10 protein-coding genes are annotated in these 12,951 nt (G+C 54.3%); 8 read left to right on the top strand and 2 right to left on the bottom strand.

All coding sequences use genetic code 11. The features are described 5' to 3' along the window. Nucleotides 1-49 precede the first annotated feature (49 nt). From H7F31_RS01585 to H7F31_RS01570, 4 genes are all read left to right on the top strand, one after another. Complete coding sequence (locus H7F31_RS01585) at nucleotides 50-1,048, top strand: ABC transporter substrate-binding protein (protein ID WP_187102709.1); 999 nt, start codon at nucleotides 50-52, stop codon at nucleotides 1,046-1,048. Next, nucleotides 1,045-2,139 carry an NAD(P)/FAD-dependent oxidoreductase gene (locus H7F31_RS01580; protein ID WP_187102708.1) on the top strand — a complete coding sequence of 365 codons (1,095 nt, stop codon included), beginning with the start codon at nucleotides 1,045-1,047 and terminating at the stop codon, nucleotides 2,137-2,139. The genes H7F31_RS01585 and H7F31_RS01580 overlap by 4 nt, the downstream gene beginning before the upstream one ends. A gap of 166 nt (nucleotides 2,140-2,305) precedes the next feature. Then, the gene (locus H7F31_RS01575) at nucleotides 2,306-2,851 is read left to right on the top strand and encodes an RNA polymerase sigma factor (RefSeq protein ID WP_256975639.1); all 546 of its coding nucleotides are present in this window, start codon (nucleotides 2,306-2,308) and stop codon (nucleotides 2,849-2,851) included. Then, complete coding sequence (locus H7F31_RS01570; RefSeq protein ID WP_187102707.1) at nucleotides 2,838-4,208, top strand: SH3 domain-containing protein; 1,371 nt, start codon at nucleotides 2,838-2,840, stop codon at nucleotides 4,206-4,208. Before H7F31_RS01575 ends, H7F31_RS01570 begins: the two co-directional genes overlap by 14 nt. Before the next feature lie 103 nt (nucleotides 4,209-4,311). On the opposite strand, the gene H7F31_RS01565 is transcribed toward H7F31_RS01570, so the two are convergent. Then, nucleotides 4,312-5,400, bottom strand: a complete 1,089-nt coding sequence (locus H7F31_RS01565; RefSeq protein ID WP_187102706.1) for a Gfo/Idh/MocA family protein — start codon at nucleotides 5,398-5,400, stop codon at nucleotides 4,312-4,314. Between the two features lie 351 nt (nucleotides 5,401-5,751). Here H7F31_RS01565 and H7F31_RS01560 point away from each other — a divergent pair, with 351 nt between their 5' ends. Together H7F31_RS01560 and H7F31_RS01555 are read left to right on the top strand one after the other, a co-directional pair. Further along, nucleotides 5,752-7,722 (top strand): CotS family spore coat protein, encoded by a 1,971-nt coding sequence (locus H7F31_RS01560; RefSeq protein WP_261800270.1) that lies wholly within the window; start codon nucleotides 5,752-5,754, stop codon nucleotides 7,720-7,722. Then, complete coding sequence (locus H7F31_RS01555; RefSeq protein WP_187102705.1) at nucleotides 7,673-8,971, top strand: glycosyltransferase family 4 protein; 1,299 nt, start codon at nucleotides 7,673-7,675, stop codon at nucleotides 8,969-8,971. Before H7F31_RS01560 ends, H7F31_RS01555 begins: the two co-directional genes overlap by 50 nt. A 1,040-nt stretch (nucleotides 8,972-10,011) precedes the next feature. Here H7F31_RS01555 and H7F31_RS01550 read toward each other — a convergent pair. Next, nucleotides 10,012-10,311: a hypothetical protein gene (locus tag H7F31_RS01550; protein ID WP_187102704.1), complete on the bottom strand. Its 300-nt coding sequence runs from the start codon at nucleotides 10,309-10,311 to the stop codon at nucleotides 10,012-10,014. 188 nt (nucleotides 10,312-10,499) lie between these two features. Between H7F31_RS01550 and H7F31_RS01545 the strand changes: the two genes are divergently transcribed. Together H7F31_RS01545 and H7F31_RS01540 are read left to right on the top strand one after the other, a co-directional pair. Further along, a complete protein-coding gene (locus H7F31_RS01545; RefSeq protein WP_187102703.1) occupies nucleotides 10,500-11,243 on the top strand; it encodes a MerR family transcriptional regulator in 744 nt (247 codons plus the stop codon). Between the two features lie 574 nt (nucleotides 11,244-11,817). After that, nucleotides 11,818-12,930, top strand: coding sequence for an MBL fold metallo-hydrolase (locus tag H7F31_RS01540; protein ID WP_187102702.1), 1,113 nt, complete (start codon nucleotides 11,818-11,820; stop codon nucleotides 12,928-12,930). Nucleotides 12,931-12,951: the final 21 nt, after the last annotated feature.

The following is a 12,951-nucleotide window of genomic DNA, read 5'->3' as shown; positions in this document are numbered from 1 at the left end:
ATAATAATGATTATCATTATCCATAGTGACTAACAGGGGGAAGAAGAAAATGAAGTTGTATTTGTCCATAATCGTAGCGGCGATGTTGATTATAGGAGGCTGCGGAGGAAATGGCAATGCGCCGGCAAATGGAGACAAGGCCGCAACGGGATCGGTTGCAAGTCCAAGTCCGACTGCCTCAGATGAAACAAAACCCGAAGCGCGCGTCGTTTCGACCGTAAACGGAGATGTCTCCATACCAGCTCAGCCTGAGCGGATTGCGGCTACATATTATGTTGGCGAGCTGGCGGCTCTTGGCATTAAGCCTGCGGGCGCGTCTACTCGACTGCTGCCCGATCAAAGCCCGAATTTGAGCGAATTTACGTCGGGATCGGCGGATATCGGACAATTCCCTCCCAACAAGGAAGCCATCGTAGCGCTGGAACCGGATCTGATCCTTGCTACCGACTTCGATGAAGTGGATTACGTCGATTATTCCAAGATTGCGCCTACGGTCATCATTCCATGGAGCGCCGACGATGTATGGGCGAAGCTTCGCGCCGTTGCCGCGCTGCTGGATAAGGAAGAAGAGGCAGAAGTTTATATTAGCGACTACGAAGAGAAGGCAATCGCTGCAAGAGAAGCTGTGAAGGGGCATGTCGCGGAGGGAGAGACGGTATCCATTATCCGATTCTTCGGCAGCTCCATCCGGGTGTACGGCGGACGCGACGTTGGGCATGCCTTCTATGAGGGACTGCAGCTGGGAATGCCGGCCGCCATTGAGGCGGAAGTGGCCAAAAATCCGAACTTTACGAGCACGGAGGACATTTCCCTGGAAAATATTCCGGATTACTCGGCTGATCGCATCTTCGTCCTGGTTACGGATGAAGAAGGCGACCGGGCGTATAAAGAGGCCCAGAAACTGGCCGTTTGGTCAAACCTGCCTGCCGTGAAGAATGGCAAGGTTTATGAGCTGCCTGCCAACATATGGTTCAATTACGACCCTATTTCTGTACAAGTGACGCTGGACGAAGCCGTTAAATTGCTTACGGAAGGCGAAAAATCATGAGTTCGGATAAGAGCGTTCAGACGGTTGACCCAATAACAGGGGATCGCATCGAGCTCTTTGATACAACGATAATAGGCGGCGGACCGGCGGGATTGTACGCGGCTTTCTACAGCGGTATGCGGGATATGAAAACAAAGCTTATCGAAGCGCAGAACGAGCTTGGCGGCAGAATGCTTATTTATCCGGAGAAAATGATCTGGGACGTCGGAGGCGTCACGCCCGTACGCTGCTCTGAGCTCATCGAAAAGCTGATCCAGCAGGCGAACACGTTCCAGCCTGATATCGTTTTAGGACAGCAGATCGCGTATCTGGAGCATTTGGACGACGGGACAATGATGCTTACGACGACGAGCGGCGAGCGGCATTGGACGCGCACGGTCATTTTGGCAGTGGGATATGGCGTGCCCAGTCCGGCTAAGCTGGAGGTAGAGGGCGCCGAACGGTTCGAGATCACGAACCTCTATTATACGGTCATGAATTTGGAGAGCTTCCGGGGCAAGCGGGTGCTGTTATCCGGAGGCAGCGACACGGCGGTGGATTGGGCGATGGAGCTGGAATCCATCGCGGCCAGCATCACGATGGTCCATCGGCGCGAAAAGCTGGGGGGCCATGAAAAAAACGTCCGCCACATTATGGAATCCGACATCGCGGTCATGAATCCCTACGTCATCTCCCAGCTCCATGGCGATGGAGACAGCATTCGGGAAGTGACGCTTGCGAAGGCGGATGCGGCAGGCGAGCCTACGGACGAGAAGGTCAAATTGGAAGTGGATGCCGTTATCATTAACCATGGCCATCCCGCCAATCTGGGACCGATGACCGAGTGGGGCCTGAAGATGGAATGGAGCCAGTTCGTCGCCGGAGAGCGTATGGCTACGAGCATCCCCGGCATCTTCACGGCCGGTGATTCTGCGACGTATGCCAACAAGCTTCACCTGATCGCGGGAGCGTTTACGGATGCGGCTCTAGCTGTTAACGGCGCCAAGCTGCACATCGAGCCCAAGGCTTCTTCTATGGCGTATGTCTCTTCTCACAACGGCGTTTTTAACGAAAAGAACAAAGCGCTGATTAACGAATCAAAACGGAAATAGCGGATGTTTAGGCCGGCTTTTAAAACAGGTCCGCGCCAAGGCGGATGACCCGTGCTTTTGCAAATAGCGTTCAAGTATGAGTTTTCACTATACTTGAGCGCTATTTCTGCTGCTTGGTGGAACCTAACGACGATATCCTGTGTCTAATTGGGTAGAGGTGGTCGGAATGGAGCAGGATTACTGGAGGTTCGTCGAACGATTTTCGCCTGAGGATCTGAACGAGCTGATGCGGCAACACGGCCAGGAAGTATGGAATTATGCGTATTTCCTGACCAAAAGAAAGGATTGGGCGGACGATATTGCGCAAGAAACATTCCTGAAGGTGTTCCGAAGCCCGAATCGATACCGGGGCGAATCGTCCATGCAGACGTGGCTGTTCGCGATTACGCGGAACTGCGCGTTTAATTATCGGCGATCCGCGTTTCTAAGGCGCGTCATTCCGGTGGGGCAACCCGAACGGCCGGGGAGAGAGCCCTCCGCCGAGGCCGTGGCGATGGGCAACCAGCTGGCAGACGAAATATGGGAGACCGTCATGGCCCTTCCGGCCAAATACCGCGAGCTCCTCGTACTGGATGCCAAATACGAGATGAGCCTCAAGGAGATGGCCGAGCTGACGGGATTGCCGGTCGGCACGGTGAAATCAAGGTTGTCGAGAGCGCGGCGCAAAGCCGCGGAGATGTGGGAAGGAGGCGGCGTCCATGAGCGAGCATAGGCCGGATTGGTATGGACGGATGAAGGCGGGGCCGTTCCGCGAACGCACGTTTACGGAGGAACGCATGAAGGAGATCGGCCGTAGGGCTCGGGACGGCGGATGGAGAAGCCGGAGCGGGATGTGGATGTATGCCGCGTCCGGGCTGGCGGTTGCTTCCGTCCTGGCGCTCATTCTCGTCTTGCGGCCTGCCGGTTGGTTCGGAGCGGAGCCTTCTATGACCCTGCCGACGGAAACGCCCCAAACTACTCCCCGGCCAACGGAAGGTCCGAAACCCATGGTCGGCGATTTTTATGCGAAGGGGGAAACGGGTTTGTATACGGTACCGAATCCTTATACAAAGGAAGCGGCCGTATACACGGTAACGACAGGCGTCCCGTTAAAGGTGCTGGATATTTCGGGGGAATACGCCAAGGTGAACCAGGGGGGCGATGTGGGATGGATGAACGCGTGGTATTTGACGAAGGACAAGGATGAGGCGCCGGTCGATGCCGTCGAGCCCTATTTGATGTTTGCAGAGAGCGCGGTGACGATGAGCGTGAATCCGGAGGAGATGGAGCCGTCGGGTCCTGAGGTCGACGCTGGCAAAGTCGTCAAAGTCGTAAAGGAATTCCAAGACTGGGTGGGCGTCGATATCGTAACCTATGATCAGCCTTACGGGGGCGAGTTATGGCTGCGGAAGACCGAATTAATGGATTGGGATCCGGCAATGGCAATGGAAGGCGTTCTGAGGCAAGGAGCCGTGATCAAGGATATAAGCGGCAGAGAGATCGAGGTGCCATGGTTTAACAGCGTGTTTGTCGAAGAGAAGATGGCAAACGGGCGTTATCGGATAAGATCCGAGGATGGCGTTGCGGGCTTTGTCGAAGCGAGGGATTTTGTGCCCAATCCTTTCATTGCGGAGAACGAGAGGCGAAGGCTGCTGTTGTCCGCGATGACCGAGAATTGGCTAATGACCTCCGACGAAATGAAGGGTTACGAGCGGTACGCGGCAAGTCGCGATGAGAGTCTGCTGAAAGACTTGCCCCCGATCGGGATTTTCCGTTATTACGTGCAGGCTCAGTTGAACAGGGATGAGAAAACCGTTTACGCCTTGTTGATTCAAGAAGAGGGGTTTACGGTTCCCGACTACGACACCTATATCAATGAAATTTCGAATGATCAGGGGCTTGCGCAACGGACTTGGCGGATGTGGGATAGGCTCATGATGGGTTATAGGCTGGGCGAGGAGGTCGAGTCAGATCAAGCGACGATTACGATAAGGCCAACGTTCGGTGGAACTGAGGAGGAGGTGCGGGGCTTCCAACTACTGCGTAATAAAGCAGGCATCTGGAAGGTCGCTTGGCTGCCCATGCAGTAGAAGGCGAAGTCAGATCGGTGCCTCGTGTGAATAATAGAAAACGATGGGAAAGATGACGGCCATTCTCTCGATAATCTAATCGGAGAATGGCCGTTCCTCCCTGTTAGCCCATGTTCGGCAGCTCGATATCGACTTCCTTGCCTGCCGCCGAGGAACGCAGGATGCCGTCGATGATGGCCTGGTTGTACAGAATTTCCGAAGCAGGGATCGGGGCGGCGCTTCCGTCGCGCAGGGCCCGGACGAAGTCCTTCACCTTCTCCTCGAACACGTTCAAGGTATGTTCAATGCGGGGAAGGGGAGTCTGCGTATGCTGGCCCAGCAGATCGTGGTACAGCGTCATGCTGCCGACCTGTCCATCCCATACGCCCGACCATGGACCTTGACCGGCAGGCGTTACTTTAAGCCCCGCATCCGTGCCGAGGAACATGGAGGCGCCGAGCGTGTCCATGTGCATAGCCCAGGAGATTTTGAATTGGAGCGTAATGCCTCCCTCCAGGCGAATGAAGGCGGCGCCGAAATCCTCGACGTCGAAGCGGCTTGCTTCGGAATGATACGCAGGATTGGTGCCAAAATAGTTCGAAGTCACCGCCGACACCGTCAGCGGCTTGGGAGAACCAAGCGCCTGCAGCGCGAAGTCGAGCGAGTAGCAGCCGATATCCGCCATGGCGCCCGCGCCGGCAAGATCCTTGCGGATAAAGGTGCCTCCGGGCATCCCTCTGCGGCGTCCGCCGCCAACCTCCACGTAATACACCTTGCCCAGCTTGCCCTCCTGAATGACTTGACGAATCAGCTTCATGTTGGGGTCGTAACGCGGCTGAAAGCCGATCGTCAGCATGTTGCCGGTATCCCGCGATGCTTGCGTCATCTCAATCGCCTCGTCCAGCGTCACGGACATCGGCTTCTCCAACAGCACATGCTTGCCCGCCCGCAGCGCGTCGAGCGTCGTCTGGTAGTGGGAGACGTTCGGCGTGCAGATGCTGACGCCGTCCAACTCCAGCTCCAGCAGCCGGCGATGATCTTCGAATGCCTGTGCTTCCGTCAGGCCCGCGGCGTCAAGGAATTGCCGAGCTCTCCCAGGCACGATATCCGCCGCGCCTACGATTTCGACGTTCTCCATGTTCTGATAGGCACGCAGGTGGCCGCCGGCGATGCCGCCGCTTCCGATGATGCCGATGCGAATGATTTTGCTCATGTGTTGCATTCATCTCCCTATTCGATAATCGTGACAGTACCCTCATCGTAACATTACTGTGAGCGGCGAAGTAGTCGATGATTGCGTCACTCTCATACTGCAAATTCGCGACATCGGCATCGCGATTCGGCAATCGTGCGAGTTCCCGATAGCGCCGCGGCCTGCCGCCAATCGAGCGTCTATCACGTTCGGAATTTGGTAGAGTTCCGCTTCTACTAAATATGAACGATAGGCCAGTCCTAGGCAATAGGGCGCCTTCATCTCCACTCATGTCCAATCGATAGACTGTAGCGGCGCATATAGATAAGAGGACATCGCTTATTTAGCTTGACTAGAGTGGAGGTAGCCTAGTTGGAACAATATCAAATTGTGCCCTGGGATGATCTGTCTTCGGACGAATCGATGCGTTCCTATAACCTGGAGCAATACGTGCCGCCCGAAGTGGAGAAGCTCGCGTATGAGGTCATGAAATCCTACGATATGAGCGTCAGCGGAATGACGTTGATAACGTCCAAGCCGGACAAAGGCGGCGCCATCTGGCGGATTGAGACAAACCGCGGACCAAGGAGTTTGAAGGTGCTGCATCGGACGCCGCAGCGAAGCCTGTTCAGCGTCGGCGCGCAGGAGTACGTAGTCAGCAAGGGAGCCAGAGTGCCAGGGATTATTCTCACCAAGGATGGTCGCAATTCCGTTGTAGCCGGAGGGAAGCTGTGGATCGTAACGGACTGGATCGATACGTTGACGCCCGTCATGAAGATCGATCTGGAGGGAGCGCGGACATTGTGCCACGGTCTCGGGGAGTTTCATCAATGGTCGAAGGGTTACGAGCCGCCTGCCGAGGCGGGCAAATCGTCCCGTATTTACAAGTGGGAGAGCCAGTACCAGAAGATCATGACGAAGATTGGCTGGTTCCGCCATATTGCCAATGCTTATCCCAACACGGAAGCGAGCGGACATCTATTGTCCGTGCTGGATACGTTCGAGGGGCAGGCGCGCGATATCCTCAAACGGTTCCAGGAATCGGCTTACAAAAGAATGGTCGCGAAAGGCGAGGCCCACTGGGGGCTAGCCCATCAGGATTACGGCTGGTCCAACGGACAGATGGGTCCCGGCGGCATCTGGGTCATCGACCTTGACGGGGTCGCCTTCGACCTCCCTATCCGCGATCTCCGCAAAATCATTACCAGCACCATGGACGATATGGGCGCTTGGGATCTGGAGTGGATCAGAGGAGTCATCGACGCGTATCACTCCGCGAACCCGCTGGATCAAGAGACATTCGAGCTGCTCTGGATAGACATGGCGTTCCCGAATGAATTCTATAAGCACGTCAAAGAGGTTGTGTTTACGCCCGTCGAGTTCATGAATACGGAGCTGAACGCCATTCTCGACCGCGTCGTCGCGACAGAGACGAACAAGTGGGATGTGCTGCGCGAGCTGGAGAAAGACAAAACGAAGTATGCGGCCGGAGATTATCCGGACGTGACGGCTGCGCCGAGCGGACCGTACCGCTACAAAGATTATGCCAAGGAAGGCGCGGCGCCGATCGTGGAGATACCTGGCTCCAAACGCAAGCGCAAGGACAAGGTTAAGGACGATGCCATTCGTATTGTCCTCAATCCGGACGGGAAGGCGAAGATCATTCCGGGCGGAGAAACACCGCGCAAGCTGTCCAAAAAAGAAAAAAAGAAGCTGTCCAAAAAAGAGTTAAAGAAACTGTCCAAAAAAGAGTTAAAGAAGCTGACAAAAAAAGAAGAAGAAAAGCTGATCAAAAAAGAAGAAAAAAAGCTGTCCAAAAAAGAGTTAAAGAAGCTGTCCAAGAAAGAGTTAAAGAAGCTATCCAAGAAGGAGCTCCGCAAGCTTCAGCGATCCGAGCAACTGCCTTCGCAAGAGGGGCTGGCCGTACGCAAGCCGGAAAAGGCCGTATCGCCGTTGCGCCAGCCGGGGAAAGCCGTGTCGCCAGAACGAGAACGCATGAAACGCTACAAATACAGAACGGGGCCAGCCTCATCGCCTGCCGCAGGAAAGCCGAAGTCCGGCAAGCCGAGCGCGGCCAGCGGCGGGCAGAAGTCCAGAGGTACCGCCGCTGGGGGCCAGCCGCCTAAGCGTTCCACTTCGGCTTCGAAGTCGGGAGCTGCTGTCAGGGATAGTTTGAAAAAGGCAGCGGGCGGAAGCCGTACGAGGTCAGCTTGGAACAAAGGAAAGAAGAAGGTCGGCGTGAAGCTGTATCTCTCGGCTTACCGTGACAGTAAGTCGGCAAGGAGGACTGGGCTTGAACATTTTGATGATTTGCACGGAGAAGCTGCCGGTACCGAATATTAGGGGTGGAGCCATTCAGACGTATATCGGCGGTGCGGTCGGACTGCTGAAGGCGCAACACAACATCACGATTATTGGCAGGGACGATCCCGAACTGGCAAGCGACGAGCGGGTGGACGGCGTACGTTATTTGCGCTTCGAATCAAACGGGGCATTGGAGACCTATATGAGCAATATGCTCCCGTATTTAGCGGCTGGCGGGACTTCCTACGATGTCGTTCATATTTTTAACCGGCCGCGTCTCGTCATGCCTATCTCGGAGATCATGCCGAATGCCCGAATCGTGCTTAGCATGCATAACGACATGTTTAACCCGCACAAGCTGGCCAGGGAGGAAGGCGACGCCGTCGTGGAGCGGGTCGATACGATCATTACGATCAGCAACTACATCGGTGCCGCCATCTGCAAGGACTATCCGCAGGCGGAATCCAAGATCCGCACGGTCTATTCCGGCGTCGATCTGGGCAGATTCGCCCCGTGGAAGCAGTCGAGGGCGGCGCTCAAGGACAGGGAAGATATTCGTGCCCAGCACGGACTTGGCAACAAAAAAGTTATTCTATTCGTCGGTCGGTTGTCACGCAACAAAGGACCGCATGTACTCGTACGCGCGATGTCCCAGGTCAAACATTCTGATGCCGTGCTTGTCATCGTGGGAGCGGCCTGGTACAGTGATGACCGCATCAGCGATTATATCGCTTATCTTCGGGCAATGGCGGAGACGTCGCCGCTCCCCGTTATGACGACGGGATACGTGCAGGCAAGCGACGTGCATAAGTGGTTCTGCGCGGCGGATATGTTCGTCTGCACGTCGATCTGGGAGGAGCCGCTTGCGAGGGTTCACTACGAGGCGATGGCGGCAGGGCTGCCGCTTATTACGACTGCGCGCGGCGGCAATCCGGAGATCATCCGCGGCAATAACGGCGTGATCGTCGAGAATCCGGAGGACCCGGCGGAATACGCAACAAAAATTAACGCGATGCTGTCCAACTTGGGAGAATCCCGGCAGATGGGGCTTAACGGCCGCAAACTGACGGAGGATAACTTTACCTGGAGTCACGTTGCGGGCAACATTCTTGAGGTGTGGAATAGTCCGAGAGTGGCACCGTCGAGCCAGGTTGTCGAGGCATCATCGGATTCTGCGGGCGAGCAAGGAGCTTTCGAAGCGGAAGAGGCTGGCGAGCAAGATGCTCCCGAAGAGGGAGAGGCCTACGATATGGACGGGGCAGATCCTTCGGGTGACGAGTCTCTATAGTCACTCCTAAAGGTTGATGTTTTGTCGATAAGAGGTAATCAACTTGGGCACGGCGAGGCTGAAGGCTGGTTATAGATTCGTAATCAAGGCCGTCAAAAAAAGGACTGCATTCTCTCCGCAGGGAGAGGAACAGTCTTTTTTTGCTTTTCCCTAACAGCAAGGTTCTCCGTCCAAGGATGGCACTCGTTGGGCTTCTCAGAGCGCAGCAGCCCGACTTTTTCGGGCTATTGCTTAACTCGGAGTTACTTTATCGGGCCCTGTAGCCCAACTTTTTCGGACTATTGCGCCGACTGTGCTGCGCTGCATACTGCATTCCGATCGTCGTTGCGTACTCTGCTCTCTTGGGAAGCAACGCCGAAAGGGGCTGTCCGAGAAGTGAACTTTTAAGGTACCCGTTGTCCTTATGGCTCGATTATATGGGGGCTTGTTCAAACGTGTATGAAAATTCATACACAATCCACCAAACAGGCCTGCATCTGGTCAATCGTGTATGAAAATTCATACACAATCCACCAAACAGGCCTGCATCTGGTCAATCGTGTATGAAAATTCATACACAATCCACCAAACAGGCCGGTATCTGGTCAAACGTGTATGAAAAATCATACACAATCCACCAAATAGGCCTGCACCTGGCCAAACGTGTATGAAAATTCATACACATTTCACCCAATTGGCCTGCACCTGGCAAATGACTTTTCAATAAATCAGTGAAAACGGAATGCTGGACGCCCCGTTTTGGTTGAATGTTAAGTGGCAGGCATCCACCTCGCCACTTTCCTGAAAAAGCAGGTGCACAAAAAGGCCAACCAGAACATTCTGGCTGACCTTATAATACGAAAAGTTGGACGGCGTTTCCGCCCAACTTTTTATTTTTGAGACTTATTGGACAGCCCCAAACTTTTGAGGACTAGAGGACATAGGCGTCAGAATAAATCGTCCTCTTAAACGTCCTCTTAAACGTCCTCTTAAACGTCCTCTTAAACGTCCTCTTAAACGTCCTCTTAAACGTCCTCTTATACCTCCTCTTAAACCTCCTCCTAATCGTCCTCTTCTTCATCCTCTTCGTCATCCAAATAATCATCCAAATCGTAATCTAGATCGTCGTCCTCATCATCGTCGCCTTCTTCGCCGTCGCGCTCATCCTCATCGACCTCGAACGTGACTTCCGCGACCGAATCCCATTTGATCGATTCGAGCAGCCGTTTGGCGGCTTTGCTGGACAGCTCCTGCCCCTCCAGATTCATTACTTTCGTGCTGCCGTCCTCGAATACGAGGCTCATGCTGATCACCGTGTTCTCCTGGAGCACTTCTTTGCTTTGTTTCTTTAAGCTGGACAACTTATCACTCCTCCGTCCGTGCATTATTGGCACTCCATATATTGTATAAGCGGCGAAGGCTGTTGGATTGGGTTAATGAGACAGGTTATTCGTCGATTTTCTAGAAATATAAGAAAGCATTAAAAAACGTATTGACTCTCACGTTGCGTGATACTTTAGAGTAAAGCTTGAAAGGAGGCCGAGGCGCCATGAAGGTAAAAGAGGTTGCGGATCTGACCGGGATCAGCGTGCGCACGCTGCATCATTACGATGAGATCGGATTGTTAGTTCCCGACGGGACCACGGAGGCGGGGTATCGCGACTACTCGGAGCGAAACCTTGAGCTTCTGCAGCAAATTTTATTTTTTCGGGAGCTTGGCTTTTCTTTGAAAAAAATCAAGGAAATCGTCACAAGCAAATCGTTCGACCGGCTGGAAGCGCTGGAGCGGCATCGGGAGATGCTGAACGAGAAGCGAAGCCAGCTGGAGCAATTGCTCCGAACGGTGGAGCAGACGATCAGACACGCGAAGGGAGAGGTAACCATGACAAACGAAGAAAAATTCAAAGGCTTCGATTTCGGCAGCAACCCATACGAACAAGAGGCAAGAGAGCGCTGGGGCGACAAGGCCGTCGACGAATCGAACGCGAAGATGGAGAAGCTGAAGCAAGACGGCAAAATGCAGGCTTTCCAGGACGAGATGAACGAATTGTACAGGAAGCTGGCGGCCGTCCGCCATGACGATCCGACATCGGAAGCGTCGCAAGAGGCGATCGGCCAATGGTACACGCTGCTGAACCAAATGGGTTCGTATTCGCCGGAGGCGTTCAAAGGTCTCGGACAGATGTATGTCGATGACGAACGATTTGCGCGTAATATCGACCAGTTTGGAGAAGGTCTCGCCCTGTTCATGCGAGACGCGATGGCACATTACTCAGACAGTCGGCTTGGCTAAAATGCGGCGAACGGAAGAACGGAGGCAGCAGAGGCTCTTGGAGCCCGGCTGTCTCTTTTCGGATGATAGGATAGCATAAGTTTTCCTCCATACTTGCCCCATCATTTTCGGAATGAAACCAGCAATCTTGCGCGAAAACGGCGCAGCCAGTTCATTTTTGACTTTCTACCTACGGTAACATTGCATTGTTGCACGACCAAATGGGAGAAGAAGCCAATCGTATGCCTAATCTAGAAATAAAGGGAAAAGCTCCATCTAATCATACTGAATTGAGCTGATTGCCGATCTTAAGGGGAAAACCTCCCTATAATCATATTGGTTTTGTTTAAATGTAGGGATTCGGCCTAAATTAGAGGGAGGAAATCCCTCTATGACCCAGGGGATGACGAGGAGAGGGCCATTAGAGGGTGATTTTCCTCTTATCCAAGAAGGACGATGACCACCTGTATAGGACGATGTGGGGGCTCTTTACTTTTGCCCTGCGATCGGTCTACGATGGTAGTATATGATAGGTGGAGTGGCTTCGACCGCGCGAAACGCGAGAATCGAAGCCAGGATGGAGGAAGAAACCGAGATGTGGTTAACGCTTGCGATTATTATTCTGATTGTGCTGGTTATCGTTGTCGCCGTTCCGCTTGTACAAATCGTCGTCCCCGTCTTCGGAGGCCGACCCTCCCGCGAAGAACTCGGGAGATATGCGAGTCTTCCGCATTATGACAACGGGAAGTTTCGTTATCCCCTCGAATCGAAGGTGCTGATGGGCTTCAAAGAAATGCTGCCTGCCGCCTGGGAATTCATTCGGGGCAATCCCGATCGTAATCCCCGCGAAGCAGTTCCGTATGTTGCGCTCGGCGAAGAAGATCTTAGGCCGAGCCTGCAACCAAGGGTTATCTGGTTCGGCCACTCCGCGGCGCTGCTGCAGATGGATGGGCTGACGATCCTGTTCGATCCGATGTTCGGCAAGGCGCCATCGCCGTTTCCCATCGTCGGCGGCAAGCGTTATGGAGGCAAGCTGCCTATGGAGTTGGAGGCTCTTCCGAAAATCGATTACGTCTTTATTTCGCATGATCATTACGATCATCTGGACTATCCCTCTATCAAACGGCTGGAAGCGAAGGTCGGACACTTTTTCGTGCCGCTGGGCGTAGGAGCGCACTTGCAGCGTTGGGGAATTTCCCGTAATCGAATAACCGAGATGGACTGGTGGGAGGAACGCGAGGTCGGCAGCCTAAAGCTGGCTTGCGCGCCTGCGAGGCATTTCTCCGGCAGGGGAACGACGACTCGGGACAGCACCTTATGGTGCTCTTGGGCGCTGCGGGGCCGAGAAGGGAATATATTTTTCTGCGGGGACAGCGGGTATGGTCCGCACTTCCAGGAGATTGGGGATCGGCTGGGTCCCTTCGATCTGACGTTGATGGAATGCGGGCAATACGACGAGAAGTGGGCGGCGATCCATATGCTGCCGGAGCAGACGGTGCAGGCGCATCTCGACGTGCGGGGCGGGCTGCTGCTGCCGATTCACTGGGGAGGCTTTACGCTCGCGATGCACAGTTGGGATGATCCTGCCATTCGCGTGACGAAGGAAGCGGAGCGTAGAGGCGTTGCGATCACGACCCCGATGATCGGAGAGAGCATTATTCTGCGAACGGAGGGGGGTTATCCGAACCGGAAATGGTGGGAGGCATAAGCCAAAAAGCGAGAGGGGGGC

The sequence above is a fragment of the Paenibacillus sp. PAMC21692 genome (assembly GCF_014303795.1).
GTDB lineage: Bacteria > Bacillota > Bacilli > Paenibacillales > Paenibacillaceae > Pristimantibacillus > Pristimantibacillus agaridevorans.
This window is presented reverse-complemented; position numbering and strand designations above follow the sequence as displayed.

What these genes read in the sequence shown, in the direction of transcription:
- H7F31_RS01585 (WP_187102709.1), top strand. Translation starts at nt 50, where the DNA reads ATGAAGTTGTATTTGTCCATAATCGTAGCGGCGATGTTGATTATAGGA.
- H7F31_RS01575 (WP_256975639.1), top strand. Translation starts at nt 2,306, where the DNA reads ATGGAGCAGGATTACTGGAGGTTCGTCGAACGATTTTCGCCTGAGGAT.
- H7F31_RS01580 (WP_187102708.1), top strand. Translation starts at nt 1,045, where the DNA reads ATGAGTTCGGATAAGAGCGTTCAGACGGTTGACCCAATAACAGGGGAT.
- H7F31_RS01540 (WP_187102702.1), top strand. Translation starts at nt 11,818, where the DNA reads ATGTGGTTAACGCTTGCGATTATTATTCTGATTGTGCTGGTTATCGTT.
- H7F31_RS01545 (WP_187102703.1), top strand. Translation starts at nt 10,500, where the DNA reads ATGAAGGTAAAAGAGGTTGCGGATCTGACCGGGATCAGCGTGCGCACG.
- H7F31_RS01565 (WP_187102706.1), bottom strand. Translation starts at nt 5,400, where the DNA reads ATGAGCAAAATCATTCGCATCGGCATCATCGGAAGCGGCGGCATCGCC.
- H7F31_RS01570 (WP_187102707.1), top strand. Translation starts at nt 2,838, where the DNA reads ATGAGCGAGCATAGGCCGGATTGGTATGGACGGATGAAGGCGGGGCCG.